This window comes from Sphingopyxis fribergensis (assembly GCF_000803645.1).
In the GTDB taxonomy this organism is placed as follows: domain Bacteria; phylum Pseudomonadota; class Alphaproteobacteria; order Sphingomonadales; family Sphingomonadaceae; genus Sphingopyxis; species Sphingopyxis fribergensis.
In genome coordinates, this window is sequence record NZ_CP009122.1 from 2,735,168 (window position 1) to 2,754,029 (window position 18,862).

The 18,862-nt window shown below is 66.7% G+C and carries 14 protein-coding genes and 1 riboswitch; of the genes, 13 read left to right on the forward strand and 1 reads right to left on the reverse strand.

Annotated features, from left to right (window positions below; genetic code table 11):
• Position 1: 1 nt before the first annotated feature.
• From SKP52_RS12615 to SKP52_RS12655, 8 genes are all read left to right on the forward strand, one after another.
• Positions 2-1,231, forward strand: coding sequence for an acetyl-CoA acetyltransferase (locus SKP52_RS12615; protein ID WP_039575177.1), 1,230 nt, complete (start codon positions 2-4; stop codon positions 1,229-1,231).
• A gap of 4 nt (positions 1,232-1,235) precedes the next feature.
• Positions 1,236-2,390: an acetyl-CoA C-acyltransferase gene (locus tag SKP52_RS12620; protein ID WP_039575178.1), complete on the forward strand. Its 1,155-nt coding sequence runs from the start codon at positions 1,236-1,238 to the stop codon at positions 2,388-2,390.
• A 51-nt stretch (positions 2,391-2,441) separates the two neighbouring features.
• A riboswitch (cobalamin riboswitch) is annotated at positions 2,442-2,661 on the forward strand.
• 177 nt (positions 2,662-2,838) lie between these two features.
• The gene (locus SKP52_RS12630) at positions 2,839-4,683 is read left to right on the forward strand and encodes a TonB-dependent receptor plug domain-containing protein (RefSeq protein WP_039575182.1); all 1,845 of its coding nucleotides are present in this window, start codon (positions 2,839-2,841) and stop codon (positions 4,681-4,683) included.
• Complete coding sequence (gene cobO / locus SKP52_RS12635) at positions 4,683-5,291, forward strand: cob(I)yrinic acid a,c-diamide adenosyltransferase (protein WP_039575184.1); 609 nt, start codon at positions 4,683-4,685, stop codon at positions 5,289-5,291. The genes SKP52_RS12630 and cobO overlap by 1 nt, the downstream gene beginning before the upstream one ends.
• The gene (locus tag SKP52_RS12640) at positions 5,288-6,142 is read left to right on the forward strand and encodes an ABC transporter substrate-binding protein (protein ID WP_081997328.1); all 855 of its coding nucleotides are present in this window, start codon (positions 5,288-5,290) and stop codon (positions 6,140-6,142) included. The genes cobO and SKP52_RS12640 overlap by 4 nt, the downstream gene beginning before the upstream one ends.
• The gene (locus tag SKP52_RS12645; protein ID WP_039575189.1) at positions 6,139-7,140 is read left to right on the forward strand and encodes a FecCD family ABC transporter permease; all 1,002 of its coding nucleotides are present in this window, start codon (positions 6,139-6,141) and stop codon (positions 7,138-7,140) included. Before SKP52_RS12640 ends, SKP52_RS12645 begins: the two co-directional genes overlap by 4 nt.
• Positions 7,134-7,907, forward strand: a complete 774-nt coding sequence (locus SKP52_RS12650; RefSeq protein ID WP_039575190.1) for an ABC transporter ATP-binding protein — start codon at positions 7,134-7,136, stop codon at positions 7,905-7,907. The genes SKP52_RS12645 and SKP52_RS12650 overlap by 7 nt, the downstream gene beginning before the upstream one ends.
• Positions 7,904-8,593, forward strand: coding sequence for a phytanoyl-CoA dioxygenase family protein (locus tag SKP52_RS12655; protein ID WP_039575192.1), 690 nt, complete (start codon positions 7,904-7,906; stop codon positions 8,591-8,593). The genes SKP52_RS12650 and SKP52_RS12655 overlap by 4 nt, the downstream gene beginning before the upstream one ends.
• Here the strand turns inward: SKP52_RS12655 and SKP52_RS12660 are convergent.
• Positions 8,590-11,136 (reverse strand): family 20 glycosylhydrolase, encoded by a 2,547-nt coding sequence (locus SKP52_RS12660; RefSeq protein WP_228383634.1) that lies wholly within the window; start codon positions 11,134-11,136, stop codon positions 8,590-8,592. The two genes, SKP52_RS12655 and SKP52_RS12660, sit on opposite strands and share 4 nt — an antisense overlap.
• A 269-nt stretch (positions 11,137-11,405) precedes the next feature.
• Between SKP52_RS12660 and SKP52_RS12665 the strand changes: the two genes are divergently transcribed.
• From SKP52_RS12665 to nagE, 5 genes are all read left to right on the forward strand, one after another.
• Positions 11,406-12,197 carry a GntR family transcriptional regulator gene (locus tag SKP52_RS12665; protein ID WP_162483408.1) on the forward strand — a complete coding sequence of 264 codons (792 nt, stop codon included), beginning with the start codon at positions 11,406-11,408 and terminating at the stop codon, positions 12,195-12,197.
• A gap of 246 nt (positions 12,198-12,443) precedes the next feature.
• A complete protein-coding gene (locus SKP52_RS12670) occupies positions 12,444-13,481 on the forward strand; it encodes an SIS domain-containing protein (protein WP_039575195.1) in 1,038 nt (345 codons plus the stop codon).
• Positions 13,478-14,641, forward strand: coding sequence for an N-acetylglucosamine-6-phosphate deacetylase (nagA, locus tag SKP52_RS12675; protein ID WP_039575196.1), 1,164 nt, complete (start codon positions 13,478-13,480; stop codon positions 14,639-14,641). The genes SKP52_RS12670 and nagA overlap by 4 nt, the downstream gene beginning before the upstream one ends.
• A 51-nt stretch (positions 14,642-14,692) precedes the next feature.
• Positions 14,693-17,182, forward strand: a complete 2,490-nt coding sequence (ptsP, locus tag SKP52_RS12680; RefSeq protein WP_039575198.1) for a phosphoenolpyruvate--protein phosphotransferase — start codon at positions 14,693-14,695, stop codon at positions 17,180-17,182.
• Positions 17,179-18,861: an N-acetylglucosamine-specific PTS transporter subunit IIBC gene (gene nagE / locus SKP52_RS12685; RefSeq protein WP_039575200.1), complete on the forward strand. Its 1,683-nt coding sequence runs from the start codon at positions 17,179-17,181 to the stop codon at positions 18,859-18,861. The genes ptsP and nagE overlap by 4 nt, the downstream gene beginning before the upstream one ends.
• Position 18,862: the final 1 nt, after the last annotated feature.

An 18,862-nucleotide genomic window follows, 5' to 3' on the forward strand; every position in this document is an offset into this window, starting at 1 on the left:
CATGGCGAACGATGTCTTCATCCTCGGCGGCGCGCAGAGCGATTTTGCTCGTAATATGGAGCGCGAGGGCGGCGGGCTGTTCGAGCTGTTCCGCGACGTCGCCGAAGCAGCGTTCGTCGCGACGGGGATCGAACCCAAGGAAGTCGAGACTGCGCACGTCGGCAATTTCGTCGGCGAGCTGTTCGCGGGGCAAGGCCAGCTCGGCGGCTTCTTCGGCCATGTCCATCCCGACCTCGCGGGCATTCCGGCGTCGCGTCACGAGGCGGCTTGCGCCTCGGGCAGCATCGCGATCCTCGCCGCCGCCGCTGAAATCGAGGCCAAACGCTATGGCCTCGCGCTCGTGCTCGGGATCGAGTTGATGCGCAACGTCCCCGGCCAGCGCGCCGCCGAATATCTGGGCGCCGCGGCGTGGGCGGGGCGCGAGGCGCAGGAGGCGCGCTACCTCTGGCCGTACATGTTCGCGCGCGTCGCCGAGGAATATGACGAACGCTTCGGGCTCGATCGCGCGCATTTGCGCGGGATTTCGGCGAACAATTTCGCCAATGCGAAGCGGAATCCCAATTCGCAAACGCGCGGCTGGGCGGTGACCGACGATCATCTGGGCGAGAATGACGAGGTCAATCCGCTGATCGAAGGCTCGCTTCGCAAGTCCGATTGCGGGCAGGTCACCGACGGCGCCGCCGCCATCTTCCTTGCTTCGCGGGAAGTGGCCGAGGCCTATGCCAAGCGGCGCGACATTTCGATCGACTCGATCCCGCGGATCAAAGGCTGGGGACATGCCACCGCCCCCCTGCTCTATTCTACCAAAGTTCAAGATAGCCGCGGCGGCGACTACGTGTTCCCAAGCGTGCGCAAGGCGATGATGGACGCGCTGCGCCGCGCCGAGATGCCCGACATCTACGCCTGCGACGGGGTCGAGGTGCATGATTGCTTCTCGATCACCGAATATATGGCGATCGACCATTTCGGCATCACTCCGCCCGGCGAAAGCTGGCGCGCGGTCGAGGATGGCACAATTGCCTTGGGCGGCAAGCTGCCGGTCAACCCTTCGGGCGGCCTGATCGGGCTCGGCCATCCGGTCGGCGCGACCGGGGTGCGGATGCTGCTCGACGGTTGGCGGCAGGTTACCGGCAACGCCGGCGACTATCAGGTCGAGGGCGCTCATAACTTCGCGACCTTCAACGTCGGGGGCAGCGCAACAACATCCGTCAGCTTCGTCGTCGGCGTTTGATCATTTGAACGTCTATCTTTACGACGCCGTCCGCACCCCGCGCGGCAAGGCGCGACCTGATGGCGGCCTCGCTGGGCTGAGCCCGCAGGAATTGGTACGACAGCAGGCCGCCGCGCTCGCGGCGCGCTGCGGCGATGTCGCGGCGACGCCCGATGCCCTGCTGCTTGGCTGCGTCACGCAGAGCGGCGCGCAGGGCGGACATATCGCGATGCTGGCAAAGCTGCATGCGGGCCTGCCCGACACGACGGCGGCGCACAGCATCAACAATTATTGCGCGTCGGGCCTGTCTGCGATCGGTCAGGCGGTCGCCAGGGTCGCGAGCGGCGAAGCGACGCACATTCTCGCGGGCGGGGTCGAGTCGATGAGTGGCGCGCCCTTTCTCGGCGATCGCGCGGATTTCTACACGAACGACGAACTGCCGCCGCGCGCGCGCTTCATCCCGCCCGTTCTCGCTGCCGATCGCCTTGCAAATGCCGAAGGCATCGGCCGCGCCGAACTCGACGCCGTCGCGCTCGCTTCGCAGCAAAAGGCAGGCGCAACCGAAAACGACGCCGCGCTCCAAAAATCGCGGATCGCAACCGGGCCGCTGGCGGGCGAAGAATGCATTCGCCCGCAAACCACGGCGGAATCGCTGGCCGCCGCGCCGCCCGCGTTCGGCGAATTGCAGCAGCAATATGCCGGCGCGCTCGAAGACGTGACGTTCGAGCCGCTCCACGGTATCGCGCATGCGCCGCCGATCTGCGACGGCGCAGGCCTTGCACTGGTCGGCGGTGAAGGGCTTGGCCCCTCCCCGCGCGCCCGCGTGATCGCCTTTGCCGAAAGCGGCGGCGATCCGGCAGCGTCGCTGACCGCGGGTTTTGCCGCAATGGACAAGGTGCTGGCGCGCGCTGGGCTGACGCTCGGCGACATGGACCGCATCGAATTCATGGAAGCCTTCGCCATCACCATCGCCAAATTCCATCGCGACCGAGACGCCGACCCGACGCGAGTCAATGTCAGCGGCGGACATCTAGCCAAGGGGCATCCGATGGGCGCGAGCGGCGCGATCCTGACGTCGACCTTGCTCGACGCGCTCGACGCGTGCGGCGGTCATTATGGCCTTATCGTGCTGACCGGCGCGATGGGGGTCGGCGCGGCGATGATCGTCGAGCGCCAATAGCCATTGCGAAAAAGCGCGGCTGCGCTATGGGCGGGCGCGTGCGGGGCTTGCCCTGCGCATGATCGCGCCGGTGCCCGAAAGGGCTTAAAATGGGAACGCGGTAACGGGGTTAGTCCTGAACCCCCGAAGCCGAGGCTGTCCCTGCAACTGTAAGCGGCGAGCGAGATGCACCGGTCCGACGTTTTCGGATCAGCCACTGGGGTCACCTGGGAAGGCGTGCATCGAGCCCTGACCCGCGAGCCAGGAGACCTGCCGGCGTGGGTCGCTCAATGCCAAGGCCCAGGGAAAGGCCGCGGCACGGAGGTTTCCGTCGAGCGACGACCAAGCGGCTGGAGCCGCTTCGGTGCCGGGGCCGCAGGCATTACGCCACTTGCGACGCCAGCGCCGGTCGATCGCGTCCGACGCATCGGCAGGCTCCGCCTTCGTTGCCGGCGTGCGGGGGCCTCCCATGTTGAAATTCACGACCCTATCCTTGATCGCACTGACGGCGGCGACGCCCGCTTTCGCGCAGACCGGCGACGATATCGTCGTCACCGCGTCGGGCATCGAACAGCCCCGCGACGAGGCGGGGCAAGCGATTACCATCATCGACGCCGATACGATCGAGACGCGACAGTCGGTCGACGTCGTCGACCTGCTCGCCACGACCCCGGGGGTGCGGTTCAGCCGGACGGGCAGCATGGGATCGGTGGCGAGCATATCTTTGCGCGGCGCGGAAACGACGCAGACGCTGGTGCTGATCGACGGCGTCAAGGTCAACGACCCGAGCGGCATCGGCGACGGATATGATTTCGGTCACCTGCTGACCGGCAATATCGACCGGATCGAAGTGCTGCGCGGGTCGAACTCGGTCGTGCACGGCAGCCAGGCGATCGGCGGCGTCGTCAGCCTGACGACCGCGACCCCGGCCGAGGGCTTTGCCGGCAATGCGTCAGCGGAATATGGATATAGCGATACGCTCGCCGCCAAGGCCGACGTGTCGGGCACCGCCGGACGCATCGCGGGCGGCATCGGCGGCGCCTATTTCCGCACCGACGGTATTTCGTCGGCCGCGACCGGCACCGAGAAGGACGGCTACAAGAATTTCGCCGGCAATGCGCGGTTGAAGGTCGCGTTCAGCGACGCGCTGAGCCTCGACCTGCGCGGATATTATATCAACGCCGACCTCGATTATGACAGCTTCTTCGGCGCGCCGGCGGACAGCGCCGACGTCGCGAAGCTCGACCAATATGTCGGCTATGCGGGGCTGAATCTCGGCCTCTTCGACGGCCGCTTTACCAGCCGCGCGGCGGTGACCTGGATGCGAAACGACCGCGACTATTATTTCGTGCGCGGCACTGCGCCCGACTATGGCTATTCGGGCACCAATTTGCGCTTCGAATATCAGGGCGTGGTGACGCCCGTCGAACAGGCCAAGCTGATCTTCGGTTACGAGCATGAACGCCCCGATTATGATTTCTTCGGCTTTGGATCAACCGACAGCCAGCGCGCGAACATCGACAGCGTCTATGCGCTGGGCATCGTCCAGCCGTTCGCCGGACTGTCGGTGACGGGCGGCGTCCGTCATGACGATCACAGCCAGTTCGGCGGCGCGACGACATTCGGCGCCAATGCCAATTATTCGCCGAATGAGGGCGCGACCAATGTGCGCGCAAGCTATGGCGAGGGATTCAAGGCGCCGTCGCTTTACCAACTGTACGACGCTTTCAGCGGCAATGCGACGCTGCGCCCCGAACGGTCGAAAAGCTACGACATCGGGATCGACCAGAGCCTGGCGGACGGGCGGGCGCTCGTCTCGCTCACGGCGTTCCTGCGCGACACCACCGACCAGATCAATTATGACAATGCGACCTTCACCTATGGCAATATCGACCGCACCCGCGCGAAGGGCGTCGAGGCGACGCTGGCGCTGAAGCCCGTCGACGCGCTAAACGTCACCGCATCATACAGCTATATCGATGCGCGCGACCGCTCCGGACGCCCGGTGTTCGACGGCAAGCGCCTGCCCCGCCGCGCCGAACATGCGGTCAGCCTGTCGGCCGATTATGACTGGTCGTTCGGCCTGTCGACCGGCGCGACGCTGACGATGGTCGGCGACAGCTTCGACGATGCGGCGAATGCGGTGCCGCTCGATGGCTATGCGCTGGCGGGCATCCGCGCCTCCGTCCCGGTCGGGCCGAATTTCGAGATTTACGGCCGCGTCGATAATTTGTTCGACGCCGATTATGCGACCGCCTTCAATTACGGCACCTATGGCCGCGCGGCCTATGGCGGCGTGCGGGCGCGTTTCTGATGAAGACGCGCACCGACGCCGAACATGCGGCGAAGATGAAGAAGATCCAGGCCGCGCAGAACAAGAAGGTCGCGGCGAAGACGGTCGAAAAGGGGCTGGTGATCGTCCACACCGGCCCCGGCAAGGGGAAGACATCTGCCGCACTCGGCATGGCCGTCCGCGCGATCGGTCACGACATGAAAGTCGGTGTCGTGCAGTTCGTGAAGGGCGCGATGGCGACCGGCGAGAAAGCGGTGTTCGACCGCTTTCCCGACCTGATCGAGTTCAAGCCGATGGGCGAAGGCTTCACCTGGGACACGCAGGACCGCACGCGCGATATCGCGGTGGCGCGTACCGCATGGGAAGAGGTGAAGCGGATGATCGCCGACCCGAGCTATGCGATGGTGATCGCCGATGAACTCAACATCGTGCTGCGCTACGACTATCTTCCGGTGGGTGAAGTGCTCGAAGCCATCGGGGGCAAGCCGCATATGACGCATGTCATCATTACCGGGCGCAACGCGCCGCAGGAACTGATCGACGCCGCCGACCTCGTCACCGAGATGGCGCAGGTGAAGCATCCGTTCCGCGAGCAGAATGTGAAGGCGCAGCGGGGGATCGAATTTTGAGGCCACGCCCCCTCATTGGCCTCGCGGCACTGATTGCGGGCGCGGGGACGCTGTGGGCGGCGTCGGCATCGTTGCCCCCAAAGCCGCCGACGGTTCCGCAGCGTATCGTTTCGATCAACCTGTGCGCCGACCAGCTCGTGCTCGCGCTCGCCGACCGGGGGCAGATCGTCGGGCTCACGAAAAACGCGACCGATATCGAAATGTCGGGCGAGGCGGCGAAGGCGCGCGGCATTCCGCTGCTCAGCAATTCTGCCGAGCAGATATTGGCGATCGAACCCGACCTGATCGTCGGCATGCCCGCGAGCCGCAGCGCGGCGCTTGGCGCGCTGCCCGAACAGACCTATCCGCTGCTCGACCTCGACACCGCGAACACGCTTGGCGAAATCTATACGTCGATCCGCCAGACCGCCGTTGCGGTTGGCCATCCCGACCGCGGCGATGCGCTGGTCGCACGGATGGAGAGCGATCTGGCCGACTTGCCCAAACCGGGCCGCGGCCGCGTCGCGGCCTATTACCAGCGGCGCGGCTATATGACCGGCACGGGCACGCTAATCGACGAACTCATGACGCGCGTCGGGCTGGTCAATCTTGCGGGCAAGCTCGGCAAGCCGCCGCTGTCGCAGCTGAGTCTCGAGGAGATGGTCGCCGCCCAGCCCGATTATCTAATCGTCGAGAGCGCGACCGACAAGGTCACTGACCAAGGCAGCGAAATGCTGCATCACCCGGCGCTGAAGGACATCCCGCGCATCAGCGTGCCGCAGGCGTGGACGGTGTGCGGCAGCCCCGCCTATACGCAAGCGGCGCGCAGCATGGCGGCACAGATCGCGAAATTTGAAGGAAGAGGCGCATGAGCCGTTTCGCCCTGCCCCGCTGGTCGCTGATAACAGCGTTGGCGGCGCTGATGCTCGTTGCTGCGGTCGCGTCTTTGTTATTCGGCGCGGTCGACCTGTCGGTCGCACGGCTCGTCGACGCCGCGATGGGTAACAACGATAAGGTCGCGTCGATCATCCTGTTCGACCTCCGGCTGCCGCGCACGATATTGGCGCTTGCGGTCGGTGCGATGCTCGGGCTCGCGGGCGCCGCGTTGCAAGGCTATCTGCGCAATCCGCTCGCCGAACCCTCGGTGCTCGGCACGTCGAACGCCGCGGCGCTCGGCGGCGTCGCGGCGATCTATTTCGGGCTTGCCGAAATCCATCCGATCATCTTGCCGCTGCTCGCCACCGGCGGCGCGCTCGTGTCGCTCGCCTTGCTCTTCATCCTTTCAGGCAGGGCCGAAAGCCCGCTGACCTTGATCCTCGCGGGGATTGCGGTCGGGACGCTGGCGGTCGCGGGAACGAGCCTTGCGCTCAACCTGTCGCCCAATCCCTTTGCGGCAATGGAGATCATGACCTGGCTGCTCGGCAGCCTTGAAAACCGGTCGTTCGATCATGTGTGGATCGCGCTGCCTTGTATCGCCATCGGCGGCGCGATGCTGCTGTGGAACGGCCGCGCGCTCGACGCGCTGACGCTCGGCGAGGATGCGGCGCAGGCGCTGGGCACCGATTTGCGGCGCACGCGGCTGCGCCTCTTGATCGGTACGGCGATCGGAGTCGGCGGCGCTGTCGCGGTGTCAGGGTCGATCGGCTTTATCGGCCTGATCGTGCCGCACCTGGTCCGCCCGCTGACCGACCGCAGCCCGTCGGCGATCCTGCTGCCATCGGCGATCGGCGGCGCGGCACTGCTGACGCTTGCCGATCTGGGCGTCAGGATCATCCCGACCACGAACGAGCTGAAGCTCGGCGTCGTCACGGCGTTTCTCGGGGTGCCGGTCTTCCTTGTCCACCTGATGCGGGAGCGGCGGCTATGGTGACCATCACGCTGAACGACGTCGGCGTCACGCTTGGCCGGCGCGCGGTGGTCCACGGCGTCAGCGCGGCCTTTGGCCCCGGCACGCTGACCGGGATTGTCGGCCCCAATGGCGCGGGCAAATCGACGCTGGCGCGCGCGATGCTCGCGCTGGTGTCGGCAAGCGGGTCTGTGCGGGTTGACGACGTCGATGCCGCCGCGATGCCGCGCGGCGAGTTGGCGCGGCGGATCGCTTATGTGCCGCAGGGGCAGACTTTGCACTGGCCGCTCACCGTTGAACGGCTCGTCGGGCTGGGGCGGCTGCCGCACCTCGCGCCGATGTCACGGATCGCCGACACCGATACCGCGGCGATTGAGCGCGCGATGGCGCGCGCCGATGTGCTCGATCTACGCGACCGAATTGCGACCGAATTGTCGGGTGGCGAACGCGCGCGCGTGCTGTTCGCGCGCGCACTTGCGGTCGAGGCGCCGGCGCTGATCGCCGACGAACCGCTCGCAAGCCTCGACCCGGGGCATCAGATCGACGTGATGGACATGCTCCGCGCCGAAGCGGCGGGCGGCGCGCTGGTGATCGCGGTGCTGCACGATCTGACGCTCGCGGCGCGCTATTGCGACCGGCTGCTGCTGATCGATAGCGGGCGGATCGTCGCCGACGGGACGCCCCCCGAGGTGCTGACCGCCGAAAGGCTGCGCAAGGTTTACGGCATTGATGCGCGGGTCGAGACCGGTGGAGAGTGGCCGACCATCACCACCTTCGGTCGCGCGCGATGAGCGAACGGCTCTTTTGCGAACAGGGCCATGCCGCAGTGCCGTTGTTCGAACCTGATTTGGTCCGCATGGCCGCGGCCGACATCGCCGAGCATATCGACCGGGTCGCGCGCGCTCTTTACATGCCCTTCGAACAAAGCTGCCCCGACGCGCCGCTGAGCGAGCGGATCGACCGTATCTATGCGAAGGAGCGCAGCGTTGCGAACCTACTGCGCCTGGCCGTCTGCACCGATGCACATCGCGGCGAGCGGCTGCAGGCGCTCGCGAACGATCCGCGACTGATCGAAACCGCCGAACGGCTCGGCGGCCGTAAGCTGTCGGGAAAGATCGCGCGCGTCCGCGCCAGCATCGCCTGCTTTCCCGAACATCGCCATGCGTGGCACAGTGACGTGGCGCGCGATGACGGCACCGGATGCGGCAAGGTGGTGGTGACCGCCTGGATCCCGCTGACCGACGCCCGGCCGGAGCGCGGCGGGCTGGAGATTGCGGCGGGGCGCCAGCCCGCGCCGCTCGCGAGCATGGGCGACGACGGGTTCGAAATTCCCGAATGGCGCCTCGCCGACCTGCCGCGCGTACAACCCGAATGCCCGGCGGGGACGGTGCTGTTCCTCGACCGCTTCACCCCGCACCGCACCCTGCCTGCGAAGGCGACGCGCTTTGCGCTCGTCGTGTGGATGAAGGCCGCTTAGCGGGCGGGTTCGACGCGGATCGTGCGGCTTGCGCGTTTGCCGTCGGCGGAGCGGCTGCGCATATCGGCCGCACCGCTGACCGTCACCGGCCCCGAATAGCGCGTCCAAGCACCGCCCCCAATCCGATATTCGATTGCGGTCCCCGGGAACATGCTGTTCGCCTCGAGCTTGCCGTTCGCGATCCGCGCGCCGGGAGGGGCGACGCGATAGGCGATACCCATGCGGTCGAGCATCGGCCATTGCGCGGCGACCCGCCCGGCGAAATCCCGCCAGCCCGCCTTGAGCTTCGCCGCATCGACACGCTGATCGCCCCATATATAACTGGCGCCCGCCTGATACGCCGGGGTCCAAGGCGCCGGGCTCCATGCGCGTTCGGCGAGCGCGAGCAGGCGCGGGAAGAGCATATAGTCGGCCTGCGCGTCGGTGCGGATCGTCTCGCTCCATAGCTGCGCCTGCAGCCCCGCGACGCGGTGGCCGGGCTGAAGGATCGGTTTGTCCTCGATCGCCGTGCCCTCCGCCTGAATGTTGCGGATCGTCGCGGCATTGGCCGGCAGATTGGCGGGCATGAAGCCGAACACCTGATACGGATCGACCCCGCGCGAGGCCCAGTTATAACCGCCCTCGTCGGGGTGCGGCGCGTAGGGCATATCGAAATAGCCGAGGTCGGGGACAGACAGGACCGTGTCCCAGCCGCGGTTCATCTGGTCGTGCGCCTCGCGGATCGCGCCCGCGTGGAGCACGCCCCAGATGTTGGTCTGGACTTTTCCCGGCATGCGCGCGGCTTCGGTGTGCCCCATGCCGTCGCTCCACCCGGCGGCTTCGAGCCCCTTGGCGGCGAGACTCTGGCTCACGCGTTCGATGAAGCGCGGGGTGAGCTTGCCCGCATCGCCGCCATTTTCGGCGATCATCGCCATGCAGGCGGGCGATTTGACCCACGCGCCCGCGGTCTCATCGGCGCCGAGGTGGAAGGTCTTGAGCCGCGCTCCGGCCTGCTCATGCATCTTGGCGAGCGCATCGACCACCGTGTCGACGAAGCGATAGGTCGCGGGCAGGCACACGTTCAGCGTGTTGTCGTCGTAATTCTGGATGCTGCGATATTCGGTCGTGTCGGCGGGGTCGATCAGCCGATAGGCGTCCGCCTCGGCCTTTTTTCCTTCAGCGGTCAGCCGTGCGGCGCGCACCTCCATCGCCCTGATCGCGGCGCGACTGTGGCCGGGCATGTCGATCGATGGGATGACCTCGATCTGCCGTGCGGCCGCCGCCCTGACGATCGCGACATAATCGGCGACGCTGAGGTAGCCGTTGACACCGCCGGTCCCGTCGGGACCAGCGCCGAGTTGCGGAAGCAGGCACGTCGTCTCGGCAGGATCATGGCAGCGTTTCGAGCCGATTTCGGCGAGTTCGGGAAGCGCCGGGATCTCGATCCGCCAGCCTTCGTCATCGGCGAGATGGAGGTGCAGCTTGTTGAGCTTGTACGCCGCCATCGCTTCGACCAGCTTGAAAAGCTGGTCGCGGCCGTGGAAGTTGCGGCCAAGGTCGATATGGAGCCCGCGGAAACGATATTCGGGGGCGTCCTCGACATGGAGCGGCCTGAGCTTGCCGCGTTCGAACATTGCCTGCTGGGCGAGCGAGCGCAGCGCATGGCTAGCCCCCGCCGCGTCGCCCGCGATGATCGAGATACCCGACGCCTTGACGTCAAGGACATAGCTTTCCGGCTTCATCGCCGTGTCGACGCGGATCGCGAGCGGCACCGCGCCACCCTCGGCCACGCCGAGCGCCATCAGAGCGGGCGCGACGGCGCTCCGTTCGAGACCAGTCAGTGTCAGCGCGACGCCGCGGCCGAGGTCGATGGCTTTGTCCCTGCCCTGCGTCGCTTTGGCCGGTTTGGGGAGAATCGCGATGCCCGTCGCTTCGGGCGCCTGCCGCTCGGCCTGCGACGCAAAGGCGCGTTCGGCGGTGAGCCAGCGCGTCTTGTCGGCGTCGCCCTTGGTCGCGAGCTTCGCCTCGTCGGTCATCGGCGCGACGAAGGGCAGATATTGGAGGCCCGTTTCGGGATCGAGGATGGGACGCGTCGCCGCGATCGTGCGCGGCTGCAATCCGTCGACAACCAGATAGGCGTTGGGCATCGCGAACGCCTTGGAGAAATTGGACCCGGTGCCCCACAGTCTGATCTCATATTTAGAGCCGGGGCGCAGCGTCGCGCCGGGTTTCAGCGTCAGTTGCTGCAGATCGCCATTGACGAGCTGATGCGTGAAGATGTCGCTTTCGACAAGCGGGAGCCGATTGACGAAGCTGAAGTAGAGCGAGAGGCCCTGCGTCGGGAGCGCGTCCGGCAGCCGTTCGGGCATCGTCAGCGTGATCGTCGACAGGAAACAGCCCTCGATGCCGGTCGGGCACGCCGGGCCATTGTCGACCACCTGATAGCGGTAGCCCAGCGTATCGGCGAAGCGGTCGAGCGAGGCTTGCGGCGACGTGTCCGCCGCCGAAGCCAGCGGCGCGGCCAGCGCCGCAATCGACGTCCCCATCGCCCTTAAGGCCCGCATTCCTATTCTCCCGGTCAGTAATTTGTATCTAAATTGTCATGTCACCCTTGGTCGGTCAACGGCTTTCGATCGGGCTGTTTTAGCGGAATAAACGGCAAAACGCTTGCACGTGTCGCGTCGACCTGCAGAATAAGGGGCCAATTGGTTTTATATTAGTATTGCGATCAAGCCCTCCCCGGCAGCGGCAATCACTTAGCTCGCGCAACCACAGTTGGCGCGAACGGGTCGCAACCGATTGACGCGACGATACCAATGCAACACATAAGGTGATGGCGCTGGTCGTATCGGCCGAAACGCCTTTGCAACCGGATGGAGCAACGTCCTTGTCACTGATCGAACGCGTGGGGCCGCTGCAAAAGGACGATCCCACCCCGCTGTACCTTCAGTTGCAGAAGATTCTGCGCGACGCGGTCGAGGGGCAATTGGTCAAGGCTGAGGAGGCGATTCCGACCGAGCGCGACCTCGCCGAGGAATTCGACGTGTCGCGGATCACGGTGCGCAAAGCCATCGACGGGCTGGTTGCCGACGGCATCGTGACGCGGCGACGCGGCGCGGGGACCTTCGTCACCCGGCCGCGCGTCGAGAAGAGCTTTTCGAGGCTGACCTCCTTCTCGGAAGACATGGTGTCGCGCGGGCGCAAACCGCACAGCGAATGGATCAGCAAGACCGCGGGCGCCGTCACGCCCGAGGAGGCGCTGTCACTCGGCCTGTCGCCGGGCTCGCTCGTCTATCGCTTTCACCGCATCCGCTATGCCGACGACACCTCGATGGCGCTCGAATATGCGACGATCCCGGCCTATTGCCTGCCGTCGGTCGAGACGGTCGGGGCATCGCTGTACGAGGCGCTCGAAGCCGCCGGACATCTGCCTGTGCGCGCGCTCCAGCGGCTGCGCGCGGTCGCCTTCACCGCCGAACAGGCCGATGTACTTGGGATCGAGGCCGGCACGCCGGGCCTGTTCATCGAACGACGCGGCTTCCTGTCCGACGGGCGCACGGCCGAATTCACCCAAAGCTATTATCGCGGCGACGCCTATGACGTCGTCGCCGAGTTGAACGGCTAGGCGCCACAGGCCTTCCCCTCCGCGTTCGCGCCTCCCTATAAGACCAATTTCCGGCGACGGCCGCACCGCCGCGGCCGGTTTTCGTCCGGCGTGCCGCACATCTGGAACGCTAGGAATGGCAACGTTGCAGCGATTGAATCATGAAAATTCACCCTTCGCAAACATACGCCTTGATGAGACCTATATAACCTATATAGTACCAATGTAGCGAGCGGCCGCACGCCGCCGACCGGGAGACGAGATTCTATGACGCCGAACGCCGCATCGGACGGACGACAGACGCTGATGGAGCAGGAAGCAGGCGAAGCGGCAGCTGCGGTCGCACGGATGCTCGAGGCGAATCGGGATGCGGTCGCCGCGATCGGTCGGCACCTTCGCGCCTCTCCCCCCGCGGCTGTCGTGACCTGCGCGCGCGGATCGTCGGATCATGCCGCTACCTATGCCAAATATCTGATCGAGACGATGACGGGGACGCCGACCGCGTCGGCCGCGCTGTCGATCGCCTCGCTTTACGACGCGCCCGCAGTCGCCGGAAACCGGCTGTGCCTTGCGATTTCGCAGTCGGGCAAGAGCCCCGACTTGCTCGCCGCGGTCGAGCAACAGCGCGATGCCGGGGCCTTTGTCGTCGCGCTCGTCAATGCCCACGATACGCCGCTCGCCAAGCTCTCCGACGTCGTGATCCCGCTGTCGGCGGGGATCGAGCGCTCGGTCGCCGCGACCAAATCCTATATCTGCTCGCTCGCTGCGATCGCGGCGCTCGTCGCGGCGTGGGCCGAGGATGCGACGCTCGAAGACGCGCTGACCACCCTGCCCGCGCAGCTTGCCGAGGCGTTCGCGCTCGACTGGTCGCCCGCCGTCGCCGCCTATCGGGGCGCGACCAACCTGTTCGTGCTCGGCCGCGGCTATGGCCTTGGCGTCGCGCAGGAGGCGGCGCTCAAATTCAAGGAGACCTCGGGGCTCCACGCCGAAAGTTTCAGCGCCGCCGAGGTTCGCCACGGTCCGATGGCGATCGTCGGCGATGCTTTCCATATCCTCGCCTTTGGCGGCAGCGACCGCGCGGCGGTCAGCGTCCGCGAGGCGGCGACCGAGTTCCGCGGCCGCGGCGCGACGGTGCTGCTAGCCGATCCCGGGGGCGGCGACCTGCCGGCCATTGCGGCGCACCCGGCGATCGAGCCGATCCTGCTGATCCAGAGTTTTTACCGCATGGCGAGCGCGCTCGCGCTGGCGCGGGGTCACAACCCCGACTCGCCTCCGCATCTCAACAAGGTTACCGAGACCCTATGATTGTTCGTTTCCAAAACGGCCGGCTCGCACTGCCGACCGGCACGGTCGGCGCGGCAGATATCGCGATCAGCGACGGCACGGTCCTGTCGGTGACGCCCGTAGCTGATACGCCAGCCGATTGGCTCGTCGATCTGGCCGGCGGCTGGTTGCTTCCCGGCTTCGTCGACACGCAGGTGAACGGCGGCGGCGGCGTGCTGTTCAACGATCAGGTCGATGTCGAAGCGATCGCGGCGATCGGCGCCGCGCACGCGCGCTTCGGCACGACCGCCTTCCTGCCGACGCTGATCAGTGACACGCCGGCGCAGATTGCCGCCGCGCTCGCCGCGGTCGACGCCGCGATCGAGCAAGGGGTTCCGGGCGTCGTCGGCATCCATATCGAAGGCCCATTCATCAACGAGGTGAAGCGCGGCATCCACGAGGCACATCGTATCCGCCGCCTCGACGCCGACACGCTGGCGACGCTGACCGCGCGGCATCGCGGGCGCGTGATGCTGACGCTCGCGCCCGAGCTTTGCGATGAGGATGACATCCGCATCCTTGTCCGCCACGGCGTGATCGTCAGCGCGGGGCACAGCGATGCCACTTATGACGAGGCGCAGCGCGCGATCGGCGCGGGGCTCATGGGCTTCACCCATTTGTTCAATGCGATGTCGCCGCTGCACCACCGCAATCCGGGCGCGGTCGGCGCGGCGTTCGACTCCGATACATATTGCGGTTTGATCGTCGACAACGTCCACCTGCATCCTGCGGTCGTCCGGCTTGCGATCCACGCCAAGGGCAAGGAGCGCATCATGCTGGTCACCGACGCGATGCCCAGCGTCGGCACCGACGTCAGCGAATTCACCCTACAGGGCAAGCGCATCGCGGTGAAGGACGGCGTCTGCATTTTCGAGGATGGCACGCTCGCGGGCGCGCATCTCGACATGGCATCGGCGCTGCGCAAGACGGTCGAGGTAACGGGCCTTTCGGTCCCCGACGTGTCGGTGATGGCCAGCGCGACGCCCGCCGCCTTCCTGTCGCTCAACGACCGTATCGGGGCGATCGCGCCGGGACAACGCGCCGACTGGGTGTGGCTGGACGCCGAACTTGCGCCGCGCGCGACGTGGATCGGTGGACAGATGATTCCGGAGTCCGCGTCGGACCTTGTCCAAACCGCATAATGACACATAAGCCGCAAGACATAAGCGGCGGAAGTTTTGGGGAATAAGCCGATGAGCATGATCATCACCTCTCCGATCAGAGGGTGGGCGGCGACGCTGGACAGCGTTCCCGATCCGGTTTTTGCCCAGCGGATGATGGGCGACGGCGTCGCGATCCAGCCATTGGGCGACACGGTGGTCGCGCCGTTCGACGGCGAGGTGGTGACGCTGCACGATGCCGGCCACGCGATTTCGCTTCGCAGCGCCGAGGGCGCCGAAGTGCTGATCCACATCGGGCTCGATACGGTGATGCTCAAGGGCAAAGGTTTCACGCCGCTCGTCGCGATCGGCGACAAGGTGTCGCGCGGCGATCCGCTGATCCGTTTCGACCTCGACGCCGTCGCGCTCGCCGCAACCAGCCTGATCACCCCGGTGATCGTGACCAATACGGAAGCCTTTGCGATCAGCCGCCGCACTGTCGATTGTGCGATCGGGGCGTGCGAAGCGTTGATGACGCTGGTGCCGGTGCAGGCCGAGGCGCGCCGCCGTTCGGACGACGGGACAATCGTCGAGCAGGCGGTGACGCTGGCGTTGCCGCACGGCATCCATGCGCGTCCGGCGGCGCGGATCGGTGAGACAGCGCGCGGGTTCGAGGCCGAGGTGCATCTGATGAACGGCGACAAGCGCGGCGATGCGCGCAGCACGGTGGCGTTGCTGGCGCTCGGCACAGCTTTCGGTGACGAGGTCGTCGTGCAGACGCGCGGCAACGATGCCGAAGCGGCGCTGGCCGCGATCGTCGCACTGCTGGCAAGCGACATGGGCGAAGGCGCGCCGGCGGCGACGCCCGTCGCTGCAATCGCAGTGCAAATACTGCGCACAGGGCAGATCGGCGGCGTAATTGCTTCCCCTGGCCTCGCGATGGGCCCCGCGGCACGATTGCGCCAGGCCGAGATTCCAGTCGCGCGCGACGGCAAGGACGCGGCTGAGGAACGCGCCGCACTGCTCGCGGCACGCGGTGACGTTCGCGGGCAGATCGCAGGACGTGCCGATAGCGCGGACGGCAGCATCGCGGCGGTCATGCACGCGCATCTTGCGCTGATCGACGATCCCGAGCTGCTAGCGGGCGCGGAGAAGCGCATGGCCGAGGGGCGCAGCGCGGGCTTTGCCTGGCGCGGGGCAATCCACGACCAGATCGACGCGATCCGTGCGACGGGCAATGCGCATCTGATCGAACGCATCGACGATCTGGTCGACATCGAGCGTCAATTGCTGTCTGCGCTGACGGGGACGCCGATCGAGGGCGCTGCGGTTCCAGCCGGAGCCCTCGTGGTCGCCGACGATTTGCTCCCATCGCAGCTTGTATCGCTCGCGGCGGCAAAGCCCGCCGGCATCTGCCTCGCACGCGGCGGCCCGACGTCGCACGTCGCGATCCTGTGCGCGGGCATGGGGCTTCCCGCACTCGTCGCGATGGGCGATGCGCTGGGCGGGGTCGAGGACGGCGTGCCGCTCCTGCTCGACGCCGAGATGGGGCATGTCACGGTCGCGCCCTCGCCTGCCAACATCGATGCCTTCACGGCACGGCTTGCGAAACGCGCGGCGCGACGCGAAGCAGCACAATCGGCGGCAAAGGACGCGTGCCAGACCGCCGATGGCACGCGCATCGAAATCTTCGCCAACATCGGCACGGTGGATGACGCCGTGCTCGCCGCCGCGCAGGGTGCCGAGGGATCGGGGCTCGTCCGCAGCGAGTTCCTGTTCCTCGATCGCGACACCGCCCCGTCCGAGGACGAACAGCATGCCGCCTATCAAGGCATCGCCGACGCGCTCGCGGGCAAGCCGGTGATCATCCGCCTGCTCGACATCGGCGGCGACAAGCCCGCCGCCTATATCCCCATCGCCCATGAAGAAAACCCGGCGCTCGGCCAGCGTGGCATCCGCGTCGCGCTCGCCCACCCCGCGCTGCTCAAAACGCAGCTGCGCGCGATTCTGCGCGTCCAGCCCGTCGGCCAGTGCAAGATCATGATCCCGATGATCGCGAGCATCGACGAACTGCGCCAGGTCCGCGCACTCGTCGACCGGCTCCGAGGCGAAATGGGCATCGCGACGCCCGTTGAGGTCGGGGTGATGGTCGAGACTCCCGCGGCGGCGATGACCGCCGACCTGCTGGCCGCCGAGGCCGATTTCCTGTCGATCGGCACCAACGACCTCACCCAATATGTGCTCGCGATGGATCGCGGCAATCCCGCGGTCGCCGCGGGAGTCGATGCAATGCACCCCGCGGTGCTGCGGATGATCGGCGAGGCCTGTCGCCTCGCCACCGCACGCGGGCGCTGGGTCGGGGTATGCGGCGGGCTGGCGTCCGACCCTGCGGCGCTGCCGATCCTTGTCGGGCTCGGCGTCACCGAATTGTCGGCGGTTCCCGGCTTCGTCGCCGAAGCGAAGCAGATCGTGCGCGGCCTGACCCTGATCGAAGCGCGCGCGCACGCCGAACTCGCGCTGCAATGCAAATCGGCAACCGAGGTTCGCGCGCTCGCCCGCGCCTTCGAGGAGACACGGCGATGAGGAAGATGCTCGAAACGCTCCAGCCGCTCGGCCGCGCGCTGATGCTGCCGATCGCGGTGCTGCCGATTGCGGGCCTGCTGCTGCGTATCGGCCAGCCCGACCTGCTCGATATCGCCTTCATCTCGGCGGCGGGCGCCGCGATCTTCGAAAATCTGGGTATCCTTTTCGCGATCGGCGTCGCGGTCGGCTTTGCACGCGACGGCAATGGCGCCGCGGCGCTCGCGGGCGTGGTCTGCTACCTTGTCACCACGACCGGGGCGCAGACGTTCCTCGCTGCACCGCCCGATATCGGCGCTGGATTGCCCGAGGCCGCAGCGGCGCTAGCGGCCAAAAATTGGGCGCTGACGCAGATCGACAAGCTTGAGGTGCCCATAGGGATATTATCCGGCCTCATCGGCGGCAATTTCTACAACCGCTTCGCGACGATCGCGCTCCCCGAATATCTCGCCTTCTTCGGCGGTCGGCGCTTCGTTCCGATCGCCAGCGGCGTTGCGGGGCTGCTGCTCGCGGCGGTGCTTGGCTATGGTTACGCCCATATCAGCGGCGCGATCGATGCCGCGAGCCGAACGGTGGTCGAGAGCGGCGGCGCCGGATTGTTCGTCTATGGCGTGCTCAACCGGCTGCTAATCGTTACCGGACTGCACCACATCATCAACAACGCCGCCTGGTTTGTCGTCGGCGATTTCAGCGGCGCCACCGGCGACCTGCGGCGCTTCTTCGCGGGCGATCCCAACGCGGGCGCCTTCATGTCGGGGTTTTTCCCGGTGATGATGTTCGGCCTGCCCGCGGCGTGTCTCGCCATGTATCACGAAGCGCGGCCCGAACGGCGCAAGGCGGTTGGCGGTATGCTCTTCAGTCTCGCCTTCACCAGCTTCCTGACCGGGGTGACCGAACCGATCGAGTTCACCTTCATGTTCGTCGCCCCCCTGCTCTATGCGATCCACGCGCTGCTCACCGGCATCGCGATGGCGCTGATGAACGCGCTCGACGTCAAGCTCGGTTTCGGATTCTCGGCGGGGCTGTTCGACTATGTGCTGAACTTCAGCCTCGCGACGCGGCCATGGATGCTGCTGCCCATCGGCACCGCTTATGCGCTGCTCTATTACGGCCTGTTCCGCTTCTTCATCCGCCGCTTCGACCTTGCGACGCCGGGGCGCGAGAGAGGCGTGGTTGCCGAAGCCGCGACGCAAACGGTGGGCGGCGCCCGCGGCGGCGCCTTTGTTGCGGCGCTTGGCGGCGCGGCCAATCTGGTCAGCGTCGACGCCTGTACCACGCGCCTGCGCCTGATCGTCGCCGACGCCCAAGCCATCGATGACGGCGCGCTGACCGCACTCGGCGCGCGCGGCATCATTCGCCCGTCCGAAAAGGCGGCGCAGGTCGTGCTCGGACCGATCGCCGATCTGGTCGCCGAGGAGATACGCGGTGCGCTGGCGCCGGGCGGTGCTGCGGCCGCGGCGACGCTGACCCCGGTGATAGCCGGCAGCCCCGACGCTTCGGGGCTCCCAGCGGAAATTGTCGGAGCGCTCGGCGGCGACGCAAACGTGCGCTCCATCCATACGCTGCACGGCCGCTTCCGGGTCGAACTCGCCGATGCGGGACGCGTCGACGAAGGCGCGCTCGCTCGGCTGACACACGGCATCGTCCGCCCGCGCCCGGAGGTCTGCCATATCCTGATCTGAG

Excerpts from the sequence above, each read along its gene's own strand:
- SKP52_RS12630 (WP_039575182.1), top strand. The coding sequence starts at position 2,839 with ATGTTGAAATTCACGACCCTATCCTTGATCGCACTGACGGCGGCGACG.
- ptsP (WP_039575198.1), top strand. The coding sequence starts at position 14,693 with ATGAGCATGATCATCACCTCTCCGATCAGAGGGTGGGCGGCGACGCTG.
- nagE (WP_039575200.1), top strand. The coding sequence starts at position 17,179 with ATGAGGAAGATGCTCGAAACGCTCCAGCCGCTCGGCCGCGCGCTGATG.
- SKP52_RS12670 (WP_039575195.1), top strand. The coding sequence starts at position 12,444 with ATGACGCCGAACGCCGCATCGGACGGACGACAGACGCTGATGGAGCAG.
- SKP52_RS12655 (WP_039575192.1), top strand. The coding sequence starts at position 7,904 with ATGAGCGAACGGCTCTTTTGCGAACAGGGCCATGCCGCAGTGCCGTTG.
- cobO (WP_039575184.1), top strand. The coding sequence starts at position 4,683 with ATGAAGACGCGCACCGACGCCGAACATGCGGCGAAGATGAAGAAGATC.
- SKP52_RS12650 (WP_039575190.1), top strand. The coding sequence starts at position 7,134 with ATGGTGACCATCACGCTGAACGACGTCGGCGTCACGCTTGGCCGGCGC.
- SKP52_RS12665 (WP_162483408.1), top strand. The coding sequence starts at position 11,406 with ATGGCGCTGGTCGTATCGGCCGAAACGCCTTTGCAACCGGATGGAGCA.
- SKP52_RS12615 (WP_039575177.1), top strand. The coding sequence starts at position 2 with ATGGCGAACGATGTCTTCATCCTCGGCGGCGCGCAGAGCGATTTTGCT.
- SKP52_RS12660 (WP_228383634.1), bottom strand. The coding sequence starts at position 11,136 with ATGCGGGCCTTAAGGGCGATGGGGACGTCGATTGCGGCGCTGGCCGCG.
- nagA (WP_039575196.1), top strand. The coding sequence starts at position 13,478 with ATGATTGTTCGTTTCCAAAACGGCCGGCTCGCACTGCCGACCGGCACG.
- SKP52_RS12645 (WP_039575189.1), top strand. The coding sequence starts at position 6,139 with ATGAGCCGTTTCGCCCTGCCCCGCTGGTCGCTGATAACAGCGTTGGCG.